The sequence below is a fragment of the Pseudomonas arsenicoxydans genome, from assembly GCF_900103875.1.
Taxonomy (GTDB): domain Bacteria; phylum Pseudomonadota; class Gammaproteobacteria; order Pseudomonadales; family Pseudomonadaceae; genus Aquipseudomonas; species Aquipseudomonas arsenicoxydans.
In genome coordinates this window covers 1,208,093-1,228,690 of the sequence record NZ_LT629705.1, presented here as the reverse complement: position 1 = coordinate 1,228,690, position 20,598 = coordinate 1,208,093, and the positions used below count along the sequence as shown (strand labels likewise).

The 20,598-nt window shown below is 58.6% G+C and carries 15 protein-coding genes; 1 reads left to right on the top strand and 14 read right to left on the bottom strand.

The features are described from left to right. Positions 1–178 precede the first annotated feature (178 nt). Entirely contained in the window at positions 179–559 is a 381-nt protein-coding gene (locus tag BLQ41_RS05475) for a DUF6124 family protein (protein ID WP_090177964.1), read from the top strand. A 70-nt stretch (positions 560–629) separates the two neighbouring features. Here BLQ41_RS05475 and BLQ41_RS05470 read toward each other — a convergent pair whose 3' ends face one another. The 14 genes from BLQ41_RS05470 to tssH form a co-directional block, all read right to left on the bottom strand. Next, positions 630–1,739 carry a hypothetical protein gene (locus BLQ41_RS05470; protein ID WP_231997088.1) on the bottom strand — a complete coding sequence of 370 codons (1,110 nt, stop codon included), beginning with the start codon at positions 1,737–1,739 and terminating at the stop codon, positions 630–632. A 257-nt stretch (positions 1,740–1,996) separates the two neighbouring features. Next, a complete protein-coding gene (locus BLQ41_RS05465) occupies positions 1,997–2,419 on the bottom strand; it encodes a hypothetical protein (RefSeq protein ID WP_090177960.1) in 423 nt (140 codons plus the stop codon). A gap of 13 nt (positions 2,420–2,432) precedes the next feature. Next, on the bottom strand, positions 2,433–4,847 hold the full coding sequence (locus BLQ41_RS05460) for a M23 family metallopeptidase (RefSeq protein WP_090177957.1): 2,415 nt from the start codon (positions 4,845–4,847) through the stop codon (positions 2,433–2,435). 40 nt (positions 4,848–4,887) lie between these two features. Further along, the gene (locus BLQ41_RS05455) at positions 4,888–6,924 is read right to left on the bottom strand and encodes a type VI secretion system Vgr family protein (protein WP_090177955.1); all 2,037 of its coding nucleotides are present in this window, start codon (positions 6,922–6,924) and stop codon (positions 4,888–4,890) included. 28 nt (positions 6,925–6,952) lie between these two features. Beyond that, entirely contained in the window at positions 6,953–7,969 is a 1,017-nt protein-coding gene (locus BLQ41_RS05450; protein ID WP_167360469.1) for a serine/threonine-protein kinase, read from the bottom strand. After that, entirely contained in the window at positions 7,966–8,694 is a 729-nt protein-coding gene (locus tag BLQ41_RS05445; protein ID WP_090177952.1) for a PP2C family protein-serine/threonine phosphatase, read from the bottom strand. The genes BLQ41_RS05450 and BLQ41_RS05445 overlap by 4 nt, the downstream gene beginning before the upstream one ends. After that, positions 8,694–12,233, bottom strand: a complete 3,540-nt coding sequence (gene tssM, locus BLQ41_RS05440; protein WP_090177949.1) for a type VI secretion system membrane subunit TssM — start codon at positions 12,231–12,233, stop codon at positions 8,694–8,696. Before tssM ends, BLQ41_RS05445 begins: the two co-directional genes overlap by 1 nt. Before the next feature lie 13 nt (positions 12,234–12,246). Continuing rightward, the gene (icmH, locus tag BLQ41_RS05435) at positions 12,247–13,122 is read right to left on the bottom strand and encodes a type IVB secretion system protein IcmH/DotU (RefSeq protein ID WP_090177946.1); all 876 of its coding nucleotides are present in this window, start codon (positions 13,120–13,122) and stop codon (positions 12,247–12,249) included. A 5-nt stretch (positions 13,123–13,127) separates the two neighbouring features. Further along, positions 13,128–14,459 carry a type VI secretion system baseplate subunit TssK gene (gene tssK / locus BLQ41_RS05430; RefSeq protein WP_090177943.1) on the bottom strand — a complete coding sequence of 444 codons (1,332 nt, stop codon included), beginning with the start codon at positions 14,457–14,459 and terminating at the stop codon, positions 13,128–13,130. Positions 14,460–14,461: 2 nt separating this feature from the next. Further along, positions 14,462–14,962 (bottom strand): type VI secretion system lipoprotein TssJ, encoded by a 501-nt coding sequence (gene tssJ / locus BLQ41_RS05425; protein WP_090177940.1) that lies wholly within the window; start codon positions 14,960–14,962, stop codon positions 14,462–14,464. 5 nt (positions 14,963–14,967) lie between these two features. Then, positions 14,968–16,164 carry a type VI secretion system-associated FHA domain protein TagH gene (gene tagH, locus BLQ41_RS05420; protein WP_090177936.1) on the bottom strand — a complete coding sequence of 399 codons (1,197 nt, stop codon included), beginning with the start codon at positions 16,162–16,164 and terminating at the stop codon, positions 14,968–14,970. 17 nt (positions 16,165–16,181) lie between these two features. Beyond that, positions 16,182–16,322: a hypothetical protein gene (locus BLQ41_RS05415; RefSeq protein WP_007894589.1), complete on the bottom strand. Its 141-nt coding sequence runs from the start codon at positions 16,320–16,322 to the stop codon at positions 16,182–16,184. Positions 16,323–16,415: 93 nt separating this feature from the next. After that, complete coding sequence (locus tag BLQ41_RS05410; RefSeq protein ID WP_090177932.1) at positions 16,416–17,933, bottom strand: sigma-54 interaction domain-containing protein; 1,518 nt, start codon at positions 17,931–17,933, stop codon at positions 16,416–16,418. 10 nt (positions 17,934–17,943) lie between these two features. Continuing rightward, positions 17,944–20,592: a type VI secretion system ATPase TssH gene (gene tssH, locus BLQ41_RS05405; RefSeq protein WP_090177928.1), complete on the bottom strand. Its 2,649-nt coding sequence runs from the start codon at positions 20,590–20,592 to the stop codon at positions 17,944–17,946. Positions 20,593–20,598 lie beyond the last annotated feature (6 nt).

Here is a 20,598-nt window from a genome sequence, read left to right as displayed (position 1 = left end):
CATCGAGCGTCTTTCTGCTCGTTGTAAATGCTTTATGGCGGCTGTGCGTGGGAGGTCCCTTTGGGGTCTGCCGGGGTCCGATATGCCCGGTCTTGCACACCTGCGCACGGCTGCCACCCTTATTCGAATGCAAGCGAAGAGGAGGCAGCTACATCCCAAACACATATCGGATATACCAATGATCAAGCCAACGCCCAATCCACCAGAACACGAAGACACATCCCCATACGAATCCAGCGATTCGAAGAAATTCCACGAAGCAGCCGAACGCGCCCTCGACCACCATTTCGCCCCCTCCAGCGATAAACCCAAGCCTCGCAAAGGCAACCTCTTCGCAGTCTCCCCCAACATAGACACCGAAGCCCTCCTGGCCAACGCCTCGGAAGAGCTGCTGTCCATCAGCGCCATCGCCGTTAACCTGGCGGATGATGTTGACGGCGCACGACGCTCCTTAGCCTTGGCGCTAAGCCGATTGGCGGATGGGGTTCGGTTGTTGGTGGAGCGAGCGCTGGACCACATTGATTCGCCGAATCCGGCGGAGCATCGGGCTAAGGTGTAGCGGGAGCCGCGAATAGAAAAAGGGGACGCTGAGTCCCCCTTTCTGCAACTATTTTTACAAGCCATCTAAACTAGCGAAAATCTTCCGCACTTTTAGGACGCGACTCCATCCCCTGCATCGCAGCCCGACTAATAAAGGCATGTCTACCCGCGCCACAGGACTGCCGGAATATAACCTTGTCGCCCTTGAGCACCGTCAAAAAACTCACAAAGGCCTGGTTAACGAGGTAGGTATAAGGCCCCTTTTTGAACTTGATAATATTCAGGTTAACACTGCCTTCCGATGCATTGACCACGAAGAATTTATCCTTGGGAGCTGCTCTGTTCTGCGGGTAGAGCATTTCTATTTTTCCCGGCATACCGTAACGGTATTGAACAGAGCCGGCAGTGGGTTTGTTATTTCCCCACGCACAAACGGAAACCGTCTTTCCTCCCGTCAACGGGCAGCTGAAATAAATGTCTTCGTCTGCAGAACATAACGTTTCATTCTGCTCGTCAGTCAATAGTGCAGGCTGTACTGCAACGCGCTCTTGCCATTGTGTGCCGGAGACACAATTCGATAGACAAGCCAACGTCGCGATCTCCGGTTCCTCGCTTCCAGCAAACAGATAAGTCGCGGAACCAGCGCGGATGCGAGCTTTGTAAACGGGGACACTGACGGTCAGTCCTTTGGCGGGCGCAGTCACGCTGGAGCTCTGCCCCGAGACAACCATACCTTCCGCATCACCGCATAATGCACGCAAAGCGGCATCACTGAACGAATCATCTGAAGGGCGGGCGAACAGCTTGGTATCGGCACGGCAGTCGTAACCGTGCCAGTACGGCCCCATACCCGGGTTGATATCCATCGAGAAAACATAGGCTCCCTCGAGCGCCACTCTTCCATTGTCATAGTCAAAAATCAGCCATCGACGAGACTTCGCTTGGGAGAAATTTTCGTTCTCCAAAATGTACCGATCACCATCGCGATACAGTTCGAAGGAATTCATGGCCCCGACCGACTCTGCTGTGTCTGATAGCTTGTCACCGGAATTGGCATCCACCAGATAGTTGTTAGCGTCTAACACCAATGCGCAATCGCTACCGGCCTGCCCACAGGACTTGAGTGACGGGAACACCGGTTCTGCGGCCGCAGGCAAAGAAACCAGCAACAAGGCCGCCAACAAACGTCTTTTCAACATACCTCCCTATTTATGAATACGGCCCTGACGGCACAAAAAAAGGACCGCAAAAAAGTGGCAGCTGTATTTACCGACAGCTAACCTACCTTAAATAAATCCGTCCCCTTTTTTCTTACTTTTTGTCGGTCTCGCTGTCGCAAATGTCCGCGGCTATGACCGTCAGCGGAAGCCATCCCATCCATAACAGCAACAGCCTTATCATTTCATACCCATTGAATTAGCCCACCCACAAACACCCCTTATCGCCTACTTAGAAACTACCACTTGCAGCCTTCCTCCAAAGAAGACTCAACATTTACATTGTTCTCAAATGTAAATTTTTTACTATTTGTATTTTTTGTATACGTCATTGATAACACATTCCCACCTTGGCTCATCATTTCATATTCCCCAGTAATCTTCCCTTCAGACACCTCAAGCCAAGTAGTAGTTGTTTGTTCTGGGGTTTGTGAATCTATTTCTTCAGACTGACGGTCTTTCAGAACCAAAGAAATAGGTGTTTTGGATTTTGCATATTTAACGAATGCTCCAGCCCACTTGGTCAAAGGATCAAAATACGTACGAAGCTCAAAATTAATAGATTTTTTATCAGGCAGACTGAAGCACAATGACTCCGCCACCACTTCACAGCGTGCAGACATTGGGAGTAAGAATACAAATGCGAGCAATATTTTTTTCATTTCGAACTCCGCCTTATGGCTTTTGGTGCTCAAGAGAAGCGTCTATAGTGTGTGTAGTACGGTAAAATTTCTTTTTAACTTTCGGCGGAGTACCCACCATGACAACGTTTCCATTATTATCAAGAACAGGCTCCTGCGCGCTATTTCTGCGCCAATCAAACGTGAGACTCAGGCTATCAGATGTTTTAACGAAGTCTGTCAGTATAGTTTTTAGATAAAGGACTGATTGAAGTCGAGCGTCAAGGCCGTTCAATTTTTCAATATCTACATACCCATTAACGTCCTTACTAGCCGTAATAGCGTTACTCTGCTCAGCCCCTGCATCCAAATGGCTCAGCATTTTGTTTCTTTTAGCGACATAAAAACAAGCACTGTCTGCACAGTTCTGATAATTATGATGCCCATTATTATCAAGAGCAATTAACACGTCAGGATCCCATCCTAGCCCTGAATATTTTTGTGGCACGCCAGTTCCTGAGAAGCGTCTAAATTTACCGTACAATTTATAATTATCTAAGTGCGTAAGCTGAATAAGTCCCCGCCCGTAATATGGGCTGTAGTTTTTTTCCTCACCATTAATTTCCTTTACAAATTTCAAATTCCCCGTTTCTGGCACAACGTGTGCCAGGAAATGCAGTATCCTCAGTTTATTTGCAGAGATACCATATCTTCTTGTAGCGATATTAAACGACAGAGCCCAATTTTTTACTTTATCGAAGGCAGACGCCCACGTGGTAGTAGTCGCGTGGAACTGAGTTGCACGCAGATGCAGCAAGCTTCTTGGGAAACACTGTGTCATTTCTTCAGCTTTGAGCCAACCACACTTCCTAAAAATTGCAATAAATTCTTTAGGCGAAAAATGCCAATGTTTACTTTCTATCCCCTCAAGAGCAGCTTCCTCCCAAAAGCCTAATGCTTGCTGATGACTTTTTAATTTATTATAAACATCTTGAGGCATAGGCCCATTCTCAGCTACTTTTAGCAGCCAGCCATATCGCGTATCGAAATCACTTTTACACCATTCGCTCGGGAATTTACAAATCAGACGCTTTATACGACTTTGGACTTCCAGGGATTCTAGTTTCGCCTTACTCACAGTACGTTCTGAGACATATCGCTCTGACAACTGCATTCGTTGTTCTTGTGTTAGACCAGAGTAAGCCGGCGAGGTTGCTATACCAACAGCATCGGTATTATCAGAAACTACCTTACTGGCATCTAAACTCAAAAACTCTCTGATGAATGGAGACTGACAATGACTATCCATATCTTTGTCATCATCAATCAGCTGCCATCCTTGCCAATGGGGAAAATCCGCATCACTGAATTTAGTAATTGTGGGGGCATTCAAGTTAACCCAACCGGCCTTACTATCTTCGCCTACCTTCCCAGGAAACTTTATTTGGCGCCAGTGTGCGGCGTCAGCTGGTTGAAGACGATCTGTCCCTAGCACACGTCCAAACCTCAACAGTTCAAGACCTGCGCTAGGAGACTGTGGAAAGGTTTCTTCTGCTATCTTGCAAAGCTTGTATTCGTATTCCGGTTTCTCGTTAATTGCTCCCAGTTCGAAACCTGAAAGCGTAAAGGAGGTGAGCTTACACTCCCCGTTAGCATAGCTCATACGTACAAAGATACCGTTCTGCAATTCTGACGCTAGAGCCCACTCATAACCTTGAACTAAATTCGAATCAGTTGTAGGTGAAGCCTGCGATCCAGCCTCTTCAATTGGAGCGGGCCCCGCAGGCATGGCAGGACAGCGGTATACAATTGGAAAGTTGTTCTGGGGCGATACTATGTTTTGTGGTGGCTTTTCGTATATATGAACTTCAGATGGAACAAAAAAATATGTATCGCCCCAAAAACTATCCTTTCGCCCTTCACTCGCTTGGAATTTTAGATCCCGCTCCTTCCTTCCCACAAGATTTTCTATTTGGCTATCATCTGTAACTATTTCAAAGTGAATTTTACCTTTTTCACCATAGATGCTTCCTGCATCGCCAATAGAATCTTTTCGATAAACGGCCTTATCCTTTTGTGGATCTACCAAATTAATTTTCGAGAGATGCATATAAATAGAATAGAAAACGACTTTAGCTTTCGCACCTTCACCTATCTCCGTCTCATGTCTAATAACAACGCACCCATCATCAGTCCATTTATCACGGTAGCGTAACGGGTGATTCGGGTCTGTACTCTCAGGAGTCGGTTTACGGAAGTATGCCAATATTCCGTCAGAAATCGCTCGCACAGGCAATGCGCTCTGACCTTCTTTTGGAGCAGTCAGATGCATACCACCGTGCCAGTTGAGGTCGAAACTCAGTGGATAACCGCCATCACCAGGAACGCCGCCAACCATGGCTCGCGCCAAAAATGCCTCGTCGGTTTCTCCCGCAACTGGAGCAGGAATAAAGGGAGGGCTAATGATCATTTTGAAAATTCCTTGTCCATGTTGGCGCTTGTTATTCCGTTCATAGCGAGAAAGGGTAATCGACTGTAGGTTTGAGTGTTTCCTGCGGCGCATTCCCCAACGCCTGATCCATCAAACTCCCCGCCTTATCCTTATCCGCAGCCCCCGGCAGCACCGGCGGTTTGATCCCGATCCCCGTCCCATTCCCCGCCGATCCACCCGCATTGATCTTCACCACCGGCCCAACAACCGTCACCCCACCGGCATCCAGCTTGATAAAGCTCCCGCCCCCCAAAATGGTGAGTTCGCTGCCAGCCTCAATAACAATCTTCGCCCCAGCCTTCAGATGAATCTCTTTCCCAACGCTGGTCAGCTGCGCAGTCCCCAGCTTCACATGCTGGTTCTGCCCAATCGTCAGGTGATCATCCGACCGCGTTTCAGTCTTGCGGTCGGCGATGGTGGTGCGGTGTTCTTCGGCTTTCAGTTCGGTGTAGGTGTTCTTGACCACTGTGTCGTGGCGTTCGTTACCTACTCGAATCTTCTGATCATGCTCGATGTTTTCATCCCAATCCCGCTGGGCATAAATGAAGATCTGCTCCGCGCCTTTCTTGTCTTCAATGCGCAGTTCGTTGAACCCGCCGCCCCCCGGTGAGCTGAGGGTTTTGAAGACGGTGCGGGTTTTATTGGCCGGCAGTTCGTAGGGAACCTGGTTTTCCTTGTGGTACAGGCAACCGGTCACCAGTGGCTGATCGGGGTCGCCTTCGAGGAAGGTGACGAGCACTTCCATCCCAATGCGCGGAATGACAATGGCGCCATAGCGATCCCCGGCCCAACTCGAAGAGACGCGCATCCAGCAGCTGGTTTTGTCATCCGCCAGCCCTTCGCGGTCCCAGTGGAATTGCACTTTGATGCGGCCGTACTGGTCGCAGTGGATTTCTTCGCCCTTGGGGCCGGTGACCATGGCGGTCTGGCTGCCGAGGACACGGGGTTTGGGGTGTTGCAGCGCCGGGCGGTAGAACACGTTCCACGGGGTGGCGAGGAAGCGGTTGCGGTAGCCCTGGTGGAAGTCGTCTTTGTTGTCGGTGGTGTCGCTGGTCACGGACTCTTCGAGGACTTGCGGTTGTTTGCCTTCGTGGACGATTTCGGTGAGCAGCCAGAGGTCGTTCCACTCGGTGCGCGGGTGGTCGGACATTTCCAGGAAGTGGCCGCTGACGAGGGTGGTCTGGTCGCCACGGCCTTCGGCTTGCTGGTAGTCGGCGCGGTGGCGTTCGAGGGCACGTTGGCTGAGGAATTTGCCGCGCGCGCGGTCGAGGAAGCGGCCGGGGTAATCGTAATCTTCCAGATCCGGTTCGGTGCTTTCGCCGTCGGGCTTGTAGGCGGCTTCAAGTTGCAGGCGTGGTTTTTCGAAGTCGTAGTCGCGGCGGGTGACGCGGCCGGTGCGGGTTTCCAGGCGCAGTTTGAAGCCTTTGATCACTGGCTCGTCGGCGACCATCCCGCTGCCTTGCACATAAGCCGTTGGCTGGCCGAGTTTCGGGAACACGGTCTGGTCGTCGCCGAATACCAAAAGATGACCTTGGGAACTGTGCTGGAAGTGGTAGTGAATGCCTTCCTCTTCGCACAGGCGCTGGACGAAGTGCAGGTCGGTTTCGTCGTATTGCACGCAGTAGTCGCGGTCCGGGCAGGGCTGACTCAACTGGAATTTGTAGGCGTTGCCCTTGATCCCGTGCTCATCGAGGATCAGTGCGATGATTTTCGGCGCGGACATCTGCTGATAGATGCGCTGGTTAGTGCGGTGATGCAGGTATTGCAGCCGCGGCACCAGGGAGATTTTGTAGCGGGTCAGGCGCTTGCCAGCATCGCCTTGGGCGACGCGGTAGATCTGGCCGTGGATGCCGGAACCTTTCGGGTCGAATGCGAGGAACGCTTGCTTGTGCAGGAGCTTTTCCAGGTCCAGGTCGGGGTTTTCGCTGACCAGTTCCAGGTCGAAGCGATACGGCTGGCTGATGCCTTCGGTGCCGGTGAACGACAGCACTTGCAGGTCGCCAGCATAGTCTTCGACTGTGAGGCTGAAATGCGTTTCGTTAGCTGAGTTGAACATTGCTTGCTCCCTGTTCGGTAGTCATCCGTTACGCCCGCAGTCGAAGGCGTTGCAGCAAAGACGAAGTGGCGCCCATGGCGTCACGCAATTGAGCGGCGGTGATGGTGCGCTTGGCCGCATCGAAAGCCAGCGCCGTTCGCAGGGCTGGCCAGCAGTGTTTCGGAAGATTGCGCGGTGCGTGCAGCTCGCGGTCGAGTTGACCGTCGCGGGCCTCGACCGACGACATGCGGCGGAAGGGGTGTTTGCCGCCCGCCAGTTCGTAGAGCACGCAGGCCACGCCATACACATCAGCACTGGCCGACAGCGGTTGGCCTTCAAGCAGTTCCGGGGCGGCGTAGCCCGGGGTCCAGGCGTTGAAGCGGTCGCGACTCAGGTGTGGCAGGCCGGGCAGGATGCCCTCTTCGGCCTGGCCCAGGCCAAAGTCGAACAGGCGCACGCCTTCTTCGCTGAGCATCACGTTGCTCGGTTTCATGTCACCGTGCAGCACACCGCGAGCGTGGGCGTAGGCCAGCGCGTCGAGCAGCGGCAGCGCGATGTCGCGCAGTTCTTTCCACGGCAGGCCCAAGGGCCGCTCGCAGAGCAGTTTGTCCAGGGTCAGCCCACGCATGAGTTCCATGGTGATGAAGGCGCGCTGGCAATCGGTGTCCACTTCAAAGCTGTGCAAGCGCAGCACGTTGTCGTGGCGCAGGCGCCGGATCAGGGCGAACTCGCTGTAGAGCAAGGCGCTGGCATCCGGCGATTCGGCAAATTCTTCGCTGAGGATTTTCAGCGCGATGTAAGGGTCGGGATCGCCGAACTGTTCGCTCAGCAAGTCCCGTGCGCGGTAAACCGCACCCATGCCACCAGCACCGAGCAGGCGCTCGATGCGGTAACGGCCTGCAAGCACGTCGGGCATTTCACCGATGCTGGCCTTGGTTGGCGCCAGCGCGGGTTCTGCCTTGTGCGGCTTTCCGTTCAGAGGCTTGGCGAACGCAAAGTAAGTCAGGTTACTGTCCTGCTCTTCGCTCACCAGCAGGTCGTCGAGCGGTGGCATGAGTTCAGTCATTGGCGGATCACCACGGCAGTCAGGTTGTCCCGTGCCGAGCCACGCAAAGCGCCGTCGAACAGACGCTCCAGCGCAACATGCGGCGCGGTCAGGCTCAGGGCGTTGCCCAGGGCATCGCTGCTGAGCCCTTGGTACAAACCGTCGCTGCACAACAGGAACGTATCGCCGGGATAAACCTGGAGTTCAAGCACGTCCAGCGTCAACACATCAGCCGCGCCGACCGCACGGGTCAGTGCATGGGCGGAAGGATGCGCACGGGCGTCTTCGAGGCTCATCTGTTGCTCGTCCATGAGTTGCTGTTGCAGCGAATGGTCCTTGGACAGCTGATACAAACGCTGGCCGCGCCACAGGTAGCAACGGCTGTCGCCGGCCCAGATACAGGCCGCGCGACTGCCTTCCACCAGCAGCGCCACCACGGTGCTGCCCATGATGCTGTCGTTGCGCCCGGCAGTGACGGTCAACTCCTGGCCCAAGCGGCGGTTGAGCCAGTGCAGGCACTGGCGAATGCCTTTGAGTCGTTCGTCGAAGCCGTCCTGCGCTGGCAATTCCGCCAGGCTGGCGACGATCAACTGGCTGGCGATATCGCCCCCCTGATGACCGCCCATGCCGTCCGCGACCACCCACAGCCCCTGCTGTGGACAGTCGAGAAAAGCATCTTCGTTGCGCGCCCGAACCTTGCCGGCATCGGTACGCGCAGCGCTGCGCCAGGGACTGGCAACCAGCATCAGAGCTGCACCGGCATACGGAAGGTACGCAGCACGCCCATGTCGAACGGGTTCGGCGTGCGTTGGCTCGACAGCAAGTAGTTGGCGCGCAGGCCGCCCACGTCGGCCTTGAGCACCATCACGTCGCGACCGTTCAGGTACTCGGTCTGCATCAGGTCGAACAAGCGGAACAGCGACCAAGGGCCGGTGTTCTTCTCGATGCCGATCGGGCGGCCGGCCATTTTGTCGAGGACCAGGCTGGTGCGACCGTCTTCAGCGTCGGTCGGCCATTTGAACGAGACCGGCACGATCGGGCCGTGGCGGTATTCGATGGTCTTGTCGCCAAACTTGAACTCGGAGCGGCTGACAGCAGGGTCGAGGGTGTACGGCTCCAGTTTGAACTGCACTTGCGGCTCGGCCGGGTTGGCCGAGAAGAAGCTCTGGCGAATCACTTGGGCCGCGGCCATCTGGTCGAGGTAGACCTTGGAGATCGGCATGCTGTGACCGTCAATGCTACGCAGGCGGTAGTTGCCTGGATCGCCACTGACGAACGGACGCATGTAGGTCTCGAAGAAGCGATCGTTGATGCCCTGCGCCTTGAAGAACTCGCGGAAGTCGCTGATCGCAACGTCGCTGGTGCTGTGGGCGCTGAACGGATAACGCTTGTTGATCGCCTTGCCGTAGAAGCTGTACAGCTCGCTCTGATAGCGCTGGTTCAGGTACTGGTAGGAATCGTTGAGCACCAGACGCCAGGTGTCTTCGGCCAACACGTTGAACCAGACGCTGACCGGACGCGGCAGACGATTGGAGGCATTGCGCAAGTTGCTCAGCGCATCGCGCTGGCCGCTCATGCGGGTCTTGGCCATTTCGAACGCGGCCTGATCCGGCGAACTGGCACGCGCCAGGCTCGCCAGTTGCAGTTGCAGTTCGTTGAGCGCCGTGAGTGCCGGGGTCAAATCAGCGGCCGGGCCGTTATTGTCGTCCAGCAGACGGTGCAGCGGTTCGAAGCGACGTTGCAGGGATTTCTTCGCGGTGTCCGGCAGGTTTTTGATCGCCGCCATTTCCGAGGCTTGGCCCGCGGCGGCAGACGCCAGTTTGCCCAGCTTGCCCAACTTGCCTTTCTGACCTGCCAGCGCTTCAGCGGCATCAGCCGCTTGATCAGCCGGTTCGGCCTCTGCCGGGAAACGGGTGTTCTCGCGCACTTCCACCAGCAGTTGCAGCACTGGAGAATTGGCCGAGGTCAGGCCCGCCAGTTGCTCGGCGCCCTCGCCCGCGTCGTTGATCGGTGGCAAGGCCACCTGGCCGACCGCTTCACTCCAGAAGTTGGCGTAGTCGCGGAAGTACAGTTGCTCGAGTTCAACCATCAAGCGACGCAAGTCCATGCCGCTGATGCCCGAGCCTTCGCCCAGCACCCAGTTGTCGCGCAGGATATCGCTGACCAGCGCACTGCCCTGGACCGAGAAATACTGCTGGTAACCCTGTTGGGTGTAGAAGCCCGGAATCGCGTAATCGGTACCGACAAACAGCGAGGCCTGTGGACCGATGTGTTGGCTCAAACGGTATTCCGGCAGGTTACGGGCCTGCTCGCGCAGCATCCGGTAAACCACGTTGGCCAGCGACTCGCTGCGCAGCACCTGGCGCGCTTGGGCCACCAGTTGATCGTTCAGCGGGTAGATAAACGGCTGCTTCAACAAGCGTTCGAAGTGCGTGTTCAAACCGTTCTGCACCGCGGTGTTGCCGGCGTAACGCTGGGACCACTCGGTGGCAACCCAATCCTTGAGCCACGGACCGTCGCGGCGATCCTTCATGTTCAGCATCAGGTACGCACGCAGGCTGTTGAGCAGGCGTTCGCGGTCATTCATGTTGGCGCGGATCTGCCCTTCCAGCAGCGTTGCGACCTTCGGCAGCAGTTGCGCTTCAAGCTCTCGCTCGTAGGCGTCCTTGACCACCGGATTGACCTCTTCGCCCTGATACAAACCACCGCGCTCGTGATACGACACGTCACCCTTGTTCGGGAAAACCTGAGTCGCCGCGTAGCTGCTGTCGAGGGGTTTGAGCACCGCCATGGAGTCATCACGCGCGGTCAGGGCCGAACGTTGTTGAGTCCAGTTGGTCGCCAGGTTGCGCAGGTTTTCCAGACGCTCGTAGTTGGCGGAGAAACCGCCCGCCCACAACATGCCGAACAGCGCCAGTGCCGCCAGCGCACCCACGTACAGGGCACGTTGGCCCCAATGGATGCGGCTGCGTTCGCGCTTGTCCAGACCGGCCAGATCGGCCTCGGGGAAAATCACGCGGCTGAGCAAATGGTGAATGAATCGCGAGCGGCCGCTGCGCAGGGTCGGCAGCACGCCGGCGCTCATGCCCAGGCTGGCGCCGATGCCGGCGGTGGTCTGGTCCATTTCCTGGGTCAGGTGCGGTGCGCTGGTCAGGTAGAAACCGCGCAACTGGCTGACACGCTGGTAGCGGTTGCCGGTGAATGCCATGTCGACGAACAGGCACAGGCGCTCGCCGATCTGCCCCAGTTGATGCGGGAAGTCGAGGATGCGGCCACGGCGCTGTGTGTCGCGCTCCTGGTGCATGCGCATGATCACCTGGCTGTTCAGGCGACGCAGCAGCTCTTCGAACTCGGCGCGCAGGACGGCGACGTCGGTGCCGCTCTGCTCTTTGCGGAAACTGGTGCCGAGCACCTGATCGCTTTCTTCGCGGGTCAGCTGATCGAAGAACTCGTCGAAACCGAGCAGCTTGTCAGCCTTGCTCAACACCAGGTAAACCGGCACATCGACGTGCAGTTTCTGATGCACGTCCTGCAAACGGGCACGCACCTGGCGCGCCAACGTGTCCAGATCCTGTTCGGTGTTGCCCAGCAGCATTTCCACCGGGATGGTCACCAGCACGCCGTTCAACGGACGGTTGCGGCGACGCTTGCGCAGCAGGTCGAGCAACGTGCTCCAGGCACTGCCATCGACTTCGGAGTCCGGCTGGGTCAGGTAGCGCCCGGCGGTGTCGATCAGCACCCCGTGATCGGCGAAATACCAGTCGCAATGCCGGGTGCCGAGGGTGTCGCGGGTCAGTTTGCGGTCGATCTTGTTGATCGGAAACTCAAGGCCCGAGAAGTCCAGCAAACTGGTCTTGCCGCTGCCCTGTGGGCCGATCAGCAAGTACCACGGCAGGTCACTGCGCCAGCGCTCACTGCGACCGCGATAGAGGCTCGAAGTCTTCAGGGTTTTCAACGCATCCTTGAAGCGCACGCGAAGCTCTTTCTGCTCCTCGTCGATCAGCTCTTCACGGCGGATACGGTCCTGGCCGTCTTCGGTGTCTTCGATAGCTTTCTTGCGCACGCCAGCGCGCCAGCTGACGAAGACCATGGTCAGGCCCCAGATCAGAAACAGCACACTGATGGTCAGCAGGCGGGAGGTCGAACCTTCCCAGAACTTGTAGTCATCGACGGCCAGCAGCGGCCCGACGAACCACACCAGCAGTGCCAGAAACAGCACCACCAGCAAGGTCCAGACCCAGGTCTTGCGCAGGAATGCGCCGACTTTCTTGAAAAACTTTTTCATCACACGTCCCTGTTTACGGCTGCGACTGCGGCTGGACCGCGGCCGGATCTAGCTGCTGAAAAGGTTGCAGAACGGTTTCGCGTTGTTCGCCCAACACCCAGGCGAAACCCGAATACATCACCACCAGGCAGACCACGGTGAACAGCACCACCATCCACGCCGGCACGATGCGCACCAGGCTGCGGCGCTGATCGTTCAAGCCTTCCCAATGCGGCGAAAGCTCGCGCGGCACGTCACCACGCAGTTGACGAATCTGGCGATACAAGGCGTCGCGGATGCCTTCGAGTTCGAGCATGCCGCGCGCTTGCACGCGGTACTTGCCTTCGAAACCGAGGGACAGGCACAGGTACATCAGCTCCAGCATAGGCAGGTGCTTGACCGGGTTTTTCGACAGACGATCCAGCAGCTGGAAAAACTTCTCGCCGCCGAAGGTTTCGTTGTGGAAGCTGCTGAGCAGGCTCATCTGCGACCACTCGCTTTCGTTGCCCCACGGCGTGGTCACGACAGCTTCGTCGACCACGGTGCAGAGCACGTAACGCGCGGCCATCACCTGGCTGCTTTCGGCGCCGTTGTGCAGGGCGCGTACTTCAAACAGTTTCAGCCCGGAAGTCAGTCGCTCGTTGAGCGCGTACATGTCTTCGCGGGTATCGCTGTGCTTGAGCCGTACCACTTCCGACAACAGGTCGGAGGCCGCAGCCACCAGCGAATTGAGGCTGATGTTGAACGCTTCGGCCGGGCGCAGGCGCGCGGCGTAGATCATCCGTTCTTCGAGCTGTTCGAAACGCGGCGGTGCGGCGAAATCTGTCAGCGGACCCTGCGCCGGGCCGTGGCCCTGGCGGTCGAGCAGGACGGTTTTGTCGTCCTGGTTATGTTCCATGTCCTTGATCATGTCGGTCAGTTCCTGATGGCCCAGAATTTCAGTTCAAGCTCGGCAAATTCGCCCGACACATGGAACGCGAAGCCGCCGGAGCGCTCCAGTTGTGCCAGGTCTTCGGAACTGAGTTCGAGAATGAAATAGGTTTTGTTGGAGTGGAACGCGATCTGCCGCGGGGCCACCGGCAACGGTTTGACCTTGATGCCCGGCAGGTGCAGGTTGACCAGTTGGCGGATGCGTTCCACCGGGCCGACCTTGAGGTGCGCCGGCAAGCGGTGGCGCAGTTCTTCGGAGTCGCAGTTGGCACTGGCGGCGAGCACGAACGAGGCCGAACCCAGCAGTTTGTGGTCGTGCAACGGCGAAACGATGATCCCGTACTGGCGCGCTTGCAGGACCAGTTCGATGGCGTGCTGTTCGAGCACCATCGACAGCACCTGACGAATCGCTTCCATCAGTTTGCGAAAGCTCGCGCCCTGGTCGCTGTGCTGGTAACGGCTGTCCAGGCGCGGGCGTTTGGTGTCGCTGGAGAACGTCGCCAGATCACCCAGCATGGTCAACAGCGTGCGGTACAACTCTTCCGGGTGAACCTGTTCCAGACCGAGGTAGTGACGCAGCAGCAGTTCGGTGCGGTTGATCAGTTGCAGCATCATGAAGTCGCCGACTTCGGCGCCACCGACCTTGCCGTTGGAACGAATCCGTTCGGCAATGGTGTCGCCCCGGTGACCGAGCATGCTGATCACTTCTTTCAGGCACGACAGCAGGTAGCTGGAGGCATGCGCCTGAATGTAGGTCGGCACAAAGTCCGGGTCGAGGCTGATCACGCCGTCGGGCGTGGTGTCGAGCACTTCGCAGACCTTGAGCTTCACGTAAGCCTGATCGCTTTGCTGTTCGCCGAGCAACAGTTTGAAGTCCGGGCGACCGCAGCTGACCTGGCTGGCGGAATCGTCGCCGGCATTGGAGTCGGCGACTTCGGTTTCATACGCGGTGTAGCGCGCCAGCACATCGGATTGCTCCGGGCGACGGGCTTCGATGTGGTTGCCGGTGACCAGTGGCAGCGCCAGGTAAATCGGCGTGTTACCGGTGTTCGGCGGCACGTCCAGCGCCAGCGGCTCGGTGTTGCCGCCGAGTTCGAACAGGCTGCCGTCCGGCAGAATCCCCGAGGCCTGGCTGATCACCAGTTTGCCCATGTTGAGGAACTGCAAATCGATTTCCAGATTGAGGAAGCCCCAGGTGTAGCTGCCCAGCAACTGGGTACGGGTCTTCATCTGGTGTTCGTAATAGCGGTCGTTATGCTGGAAGTGCTGCGGACGCAGCAGCATGCCTTCCTGCCAAATGACTTTATGGGAATTCATGATCAGTCATCCGCCTTGGCGAGCTTTTCGTTGCTGTTGCGGATGCCGGCCTGGTCGAGGGTCAAATCAGCGTCAGTGACTTCCACCGGGGTGACTTGAACCGTGTAGCGCCATTTGGTTTCCGGCAGGTCACGGTAGGCGGCGAGGATGCCGACGTAGCGACTGCCCTCCTCCACGCTGAGTTTCATTTCCACGGTTTCACCCGGGCGCAGTTCGATTTCTTCGCTGGCCACCAGGTCCGGGGCCAGGGATTCCTTGGCGCGCTCGTACAGGCTGAAGAAGTCGGCGTTCTCGAAGGTCACCGGGTGCTTGAGTTCGAACAGACGCACGACGATCGGCGACGGACGCCCGTTGAGGTCCGGGTTCAACTGATCGCTGGCGGTGAGCTTGAGGTTGAGCTTGGTGACGTGGGAGTACGGCGACAGCGACGAACAGCCGGCCAGCAGCACCAGGGCCGCGAACGCCGTCAGCGTCTTGAAAAAAGCGGTCGAGCAGCGAGACATGCGCATCATCCTTGGTGGTCGGTATGAAGGGTGGAAATCAGGCGGATCTGTTCTTCGTAGGCCTGGGCGAAATCGCGGGCCAGCAGGCGTTCGCTCCAGTCATCGTCCTGACGCAGGGCCTGGTGATAACGGCCGTAGGCTCTCCAGCGGCTGCCGGAGGTGGCCAGCAACGGCTTGTTGTCGCGCTCGAAACGCAAGGTCAATTGCTGCGGCGAGAAGTGTTCCAGCGTGCCGCGAACGGCGGCGCGGCTGGCGGTCAGCAAAGCCACCTGATGCGCCTGCAAATCGCGGAACGCCCGGGAGATCGCTTGCTCGGCCGGCAACTGCCCCGGCTTGTTCGGCTGCAACAAGATGCCCAGCGCTTCACCGGCATCGACGGCGAATTTCAACGGGTTCTTTTGCGTGCCTTGCACGGTGGTCTGGGCCAGGCGCAGTTCGTTTTTCAGTTCGCTGCGGGTGCGCAGGCTCTGCTGCAAACCACCGACGCTTTGCTTGAGCAAACGGGCAGCGTTCAGCGCCAGGGCTTCGCGAGCATCGTGGTCGAGGCCTTTGAGGTCCACGCCCAGCGCCGCGCCGAAGTGCTCCCAGAAACCTTCGCTCTGACGCTCAACCGGTTTCGGCGGCGGCGCGGGGGCTGGCTCAGCCGGGGCGTTGATCAGCTCCGGGACCAGCAGGCTTTCCATGTCGATGCGCGCATAGTCGGCGCGCTGACGGGTGTCCTGTGGAGCGTTGTTTGGCGAGATCAGTTCGTCGATTTCCGAATACACGCGCTCTTGCTGATCGAGGGCGTTCAGCGGGTCGAGATCGAGGAACGCGTCGTCTGGAATGATGCTGCCCGCCGCTTGCGGACGGCCGACTTCCACGTCGAAGGTCGCCGGGTCGCGCACCAGCCGTGCACGGATCTCGAAATCACCCAGCACGTAGACGCTGCCGTGTTCGATGCGCATCGCTTCGCCCTTGCGCAGGCGTGCGCCGCTTTCGCTGTCCGAAATACCGTTGCTGCTGGTATCGGTCAGGAAAAACGTGCCTTCGCGGTAGCTGATCAACGCGTGGTGGTTGGACAGGTGACGCTTGCGGTCGGGAATGATCCAGTCGCAATCCTCGCCCCGGCCGATCACGCCACCGGCCTGCTTGAAGGTCTTCTGGCACAAATCCGTGGGCACGAACTGCTTGGTGTTGAGCATTTCGAAAACCAGTTCCATGGTGATACTCCTTGCGGTCACTTGCCGCGATTGACCGCCTGCGGATCACCCAATGGGCGATAGGTGTTGTCGTTGTATTTGTAATTGCCGCTACAGCCGCCGAGGCCGCATAGAACGACGAGGGTCAGCAGGACGGCTTGCCAGTGACGAACAGGCATCAGAGGGTCTCCAGGGATAGACAAAGCACAAAGCGCCGACCCGTTTGGGCGGCGCTGTTAAAAGCGGTTGAGGTGAAATCGACGGTCATTTGCCTACCCATCGAAGTCGCCCAGGTTGATATTCAAGCGGCCGAGGCGGTACAGCAGCGTGCGGCGCGGCAGCCCGAGTTCGCGGGCGGCGAGGGTCTGGTTGCCGTCGTTTTTGCGCAGGCAATCGAGCAGCAGACTGCGCTCGACCTGCTCCAGGCGTTCGCGCAAGTTGAGGCTGTTGTCTTCCGGCATGGCTTCCATGCGCAGGGAGAAATGCTCGGCCAGCAACTCGCCGCCCTCGCACAGCAGAACCGCACGCTCGACCAGGCCTTTGAGTTCGCGCACGTTGCCGGGAAAGGCGTAACCGGACAGGTGATCCAGCGCCGCATCGGACCAACGCACTGCATCGCGCTGCAAAAACGAGCACGCCTTGTCGGCGAAATGCCGGGCCAGATCGAGGATGTCGCCTTCGCGCTGACGCAAGGCCGGCAACTCGATCGGGAATTGCGCGAGGCGGTAGTACAAGTCCTCGCGGAACTTGCCTTCGCTGACCAGCACCGACAAATCCCGGTGCGTCGCGGCGATGATGCGCACGTCGATCTTGTGGGTGTCGTTGGAACCCAGCGGGCGGATCTCGCCTTCCTGCAACACGCGCAACAATTTTGCTTGCAGCGACAACGGCATATCGCCGATTTCATCGAGCAACAAAGTGCCGCCGTTGGCCGCATCGAACAGGCCGGCACGGTCGCGGTCAGCGCCGGTGAAGGCGCCTTTGCGGTAGCCGAACAGCTCGCTTTCCAGCAGGTTCTCCGGGAATGCCGCGCAGTTCTGCACGATAAACGCCTGGGAACGGCGCGGGCCGCAGTCGTGAATCGCCCGTGCGACCACTTCCTTGCCGGTGCCGGTCTCGCCGCGCAGCAGCACGGTATACGGGCTGTGCAGGACTTTGCTGATCAGCGAGTAGGTCTCGCGCATGGCCTTGCTCTTGCCGATCAGGCCGTAACCACTGGCGCTCGGAACACTGGCCTTCACCGGTCGAGACTCCCCGGTCGGCTGGCGTAAACGCTGCAGCAAATGCAGTTGACCGAGCACGAACGAACCCAGCTGTGCGAGGGAGTCGGCGAAGCCTTGCAGGTCGATGTGCCGGCGACTGGCGCACAGCAGCAAGCCTTCGACGGCCTTCTGCTGATTGACCATTGGCACGCACAGCAGCGACTGCCAAGGCGTGGCCTGGGGCGGCAGAAAACTGGTTTCGTGCAGGCTGCCGCTCAGTTCGCTGAGGCTCACCACGCGGTTCTGGCACAGGGCGAACTGCAGCAGTTGTTCACCGTTGTAATCCGCCGGCAGACTCGCCGCTTCCCGGGGTTGCAGGATGCCGTTGAGGCACTCGGCGTTCATCCCCAGGCACGTGTGGGTCGCGTCCAGCAGGTACAACTGCGTCAACTCGCAGCCGCTGAGCTCGGCCAACCCGCGCACGAAGTCACCCAGCAGCGCAGCGCCGTCCGCCGCCCGCGACAGGCTGGCGAATTGCGCCAGCAAGGCTTCGGCATAAACCAGCGGCTGTGGCACTTGAGTGAACATCACACCCACCTCAGGCGAACTCGCAATTCACGCTGGCGTTACCGTCGAGCGTCGCGTGGACACGCTTGAGGCTTTCACCGGTGGCCATCGCATCGAGCAAGCGGTCAGCCACCAGCGGCAGGACGTGCAGGTCGAGCAAATGGTCGATCAGGCGCGCGCCGCTGTCGCTTTGGGTGCAGCGTTCGGCCAGGTGATCGACGAGGTCTTGCGAGTAGGTGAAGTCCAACTGACGACGGTTCAGGCGTTCGCCCAGACGACCGAGTTTGATTTCGATCAGCTCGCGCAGCACTGGGCCGCCGACCGGGTAGTAAGGCACCACGCGCATCCGCGCCAGCAATGCTGGTTTGAAGTGCTTGCTCAGCACCGGGCGAATGGTTTCTTCAAGCACTTCGGCGCTCGGACGTGCGCCGTTTTCACAGAGTTCGCTGATGCGGTCGCTGCCCAGGTTCGAGGTCATCAGGATCAACGTGTTGCGGAAATCGATCTCGCGCCCTTCGCCGTCGTTGGCCACGCCTTTGTCGAAGATTTGGTAGAACAGGTTGAGCACGTCCGGGTCAGCCTTTTCGACTTCATCGAGCAGCACGACGGAGTACGGCTTCTGGCGCACGGCCTCGGTGAGCATGCCGCCCTCGCCGTAACCGACGTAGCCCGGCGGCGCACCGATCAGGCGCGAGACGGTGTGCTTCTCCTGGAACTCGGACATGTTGATGGTGGTGATGAAACGATCACCGCCGTACAGCAAATCGGCCAGGGCCAGTGCGGTTTCGGTCTTGCCGACGCCGCTCGGGCCGACCAGCAGGAACACGCCGACCGGTGCATCCGGTTTGTTCAGGCCGGCAGCGGTGGCGCGCATCGAGCGGTCCAAGGCGTGAACGGCTTGTTCCTGACCACGGATGCGGGTGCGCAGGTCGGTGGCAAAACTGGCGACCTTGGCGTTGTGTTCCCGGGCCAGCTGCGCCAACGGCACGCCGGTCCAGGCGCTGATCACCTCGGCGACCAGACGCGGGCAGACTTCAAAGCTCACCAGACGCTCTTTGACTTGCAGCTCGGTCAGGGCTTTGTGGGTTTCGTTGAGCGCCGCTTCAAGGGTTTCGACGCTATGCGCTTCGTCTACGGGCAGCGATTCGATCACGGTGCCTTCGGCGTCTTCCTCAACCGTGATGGTTGCCGGGGCGGCGGCCACTTCGCGAGCCTTGGCCAGTTGCTGACGCAGGTCCAGCAGGCGCTCGGCCAATTCTTTCTGTTCGATCCACAGTGTTTCCAGTGCGACCCTTTCGTCTTCGGCGGCGGCCAGGCGATCTTCCAAGGCGTCGAGCGCTTCGTGATCGATCAGCAAGCCAGCTTCGGCATCCCGGCGCAGAGCCTGGCGCTGACGACCACCTTCGGCCAGTTCGCCACGCAGGCGCTCAAGGCTTTCCGGGGCGGCGGCGAGGCTGATACGAACGCGGGCGCAGGCGGTGTCGAGCACGTCGACGGCCTTGTCCGGCAGCTGACGGCCAGCAAGGTAACGCGCGGACAATTCTGCTGCCGCCACCACGGCGTCATCGCGCAGGTAGATGTCGTGGCTCTTCTCATAAACCTGAGCCAGGCCACGCAGGATGGTCACCGCTTCGCTGACAGTCGGTTCGTGCAGTTGCACCGGTTGGAAACGACGGGCCAGGGCCGGGTCTTTTTCGAAGTATTTTTTGTACTCAGCCCAGGTGGTGGCGGCGATGGTGCGCAACTCGCCACGGGCCAGGGCGGGTTTGAGCAGGTTGGCCGCGTCGGAACCACCGGCATTGCCGCCCGCACCGATCAGGGTGTGAGCTTCGTCGATGAACAGAATGATCGGCTTCGGCGAGGCTTTGACCTCATCGATCACGCCTTTGAGTCGGCGTTCGAATTCACCTTTGACGCTGGCCCCGGCCTGCAACAGGCCCATGTCCAGGGACAACAACTCGACGCCTTTCAACACTTGCGGCACTTCACCCGCGGCAATGCGCGAGGCCAGGCCTTCGACGATGGCGGTTTTGCCGACACCGGCTTCACCGACCACGATCGGGTTGTTCTTGCGGCGACGGGCAAGGATGTCGACCATCTGCCGGATCGCGCCATCGCGGCACAGCACCGGGTCGAGTTTGCCGTCACGGGCCTGTTGGGTCAGGTTGTGGGTGAAGCGCTCCAGCAGCGACTCGCCCGGCACGGCCGGTTTGCCGGTGGCCGGTTGCTCTTTCTGCGACAGGGCAAATTCTTTCAGGCGCTCGATGTTCAGCTTGGCCAGCAACGACTGGTAGCGGCTGCCGGCGTAACGCATCGGGTTGCGCAGCAGCGCGAGAATCAACGCAGCTTGCTCGACCTGGCTCTGACCCAGTTCAAGATTGGCCACCAGCAACGCATCTTGCAGCCACTGCACCAGCTCCGGGGCGAACACCGGGTTGCGCGAAGCGCTGTGCTCGACCCGCGATTGCAATGCGGCGCTCAGTTCACCGGCATCCACTTCGGCGTCTTGCAGCGCGCGTGCGAGCAAGCCTTGCGGGCGCTCCAGCAGGCCGAGCAGCAAGTCTTCGACGAGGATCTTGCTGCCGCCACGGGCGACGCAGCGCTCGGCAGAACTTTCCAGATCACGACGGGTTTCGGCGTCCAGCGCCTGGATAAGTTGTTGCAGGTCTACGTTGATCATTGGTCA

Bases quoted from the DNA above. Each gene is read 5' to 3' on its own strand.
- BLQ41_RS05475 (WP_090177964.1), top strand. From the start codon at position 179: ATGATCAAGCCAACGCCCAATCCACCAGAACACGAAGACACATCCCCA.
- BLQ41_RS05470 (WP_231997088.1), bottom strand. From the start codon at position 1,739: ATGTTGAAAAGACGTTTGTTGGCGGCCTTGTTGCTGGTTTCTTTGCCT.
- BLQ41_RS05465 (WP_090177960.1), bottom strand. From the start codon at position 2,419: ATGAAAAAAATATTGCTCGCATTTGTATTCTTACTCCCAATGTCTGCA.
- BLQ41_RS05460 (WP_090177957.1), bottom strand. From the start codon at position 4,847: ATGATCATTAGCCCTCCCTTTATTCCTGCTCCAGTTGCGGGAGAAACC.
- BLQ41_RS05455 (WP_090177955.1), bottom strand. From the start codon at position 6,924: ATGTTCAACTCAGCTAACGAAACGCATTTCAGCCTCACAGTCGAAGAC.
- BLQ41_RS05450 (WP_167360469.1), bottom strand. From the start codon at position 7,969: ATGACTGAACTCATGCCACCGCTCGACGACCTGCTGGTGAGCGAAGAG.
- BLQ41_RS05445 (WP_090177952.1), bottom strand. From the start codon at position 8,694: ATGCTGGTTGCCAGTCCCTGGCGCAGCGCTGCGCGTACCGATGCCGGC.
- tssM (WP_090177949.1), bottom strand. From the start codon at position 12,233: ATGAAAAAGTTTTTCAAGAAAGTCGGCGCATTCCTGCGCAAGACCTGG.
- icmH (WP_090177946.1), bottom strand. From the start codon at position 13,122: ATGATCAAGGACATGGAACATAACCAGGACGACAAAACCGTCCTGCTC.
- tssK (WP_090177943.1), bottom strand. From the start codon at position 14,459: ATGAATTCCCATAAAGTCATTTGGCAGGAAGGCATGCTGCTGCGTCCG.
- tssJ (WP_090177940.1), bottom strand. From the start codon at position 14,962: ATGTCTCGCTGCTCGACCGCTTTTTTCAAGACGCTGACGGCGTTCGCG.
- tagH (WP_090177936.1), bottom strand. From the start codon at position 16,164: ATGGAACTGGTTTTCGAAATGCTCAACACCAAGCAGTTCGTGCCCACG.
- BLQ41_RS05415 (WP_007894589.1), bottom strand. From the start codon at position 16,322: ATGCCTGTTCGTCACTGGCAAGCCGTCCTGCTGACCCTCGTCGTTCTA.
- BLQ41_RS05410 (WP_090177932.1), bottom strand. From the start codon at position 17,933: ATGTTCACTCAAGTGCCACAGCCGCTGGTTTATGCCGAAGCCTTGCTG.
- tssH (WP_090177928.1), bottom strand. From the start codon at position 20,592: ATGATCAACGTAGACCTGCAACAACTTATCCAGGCGCTGGACGCCGAA.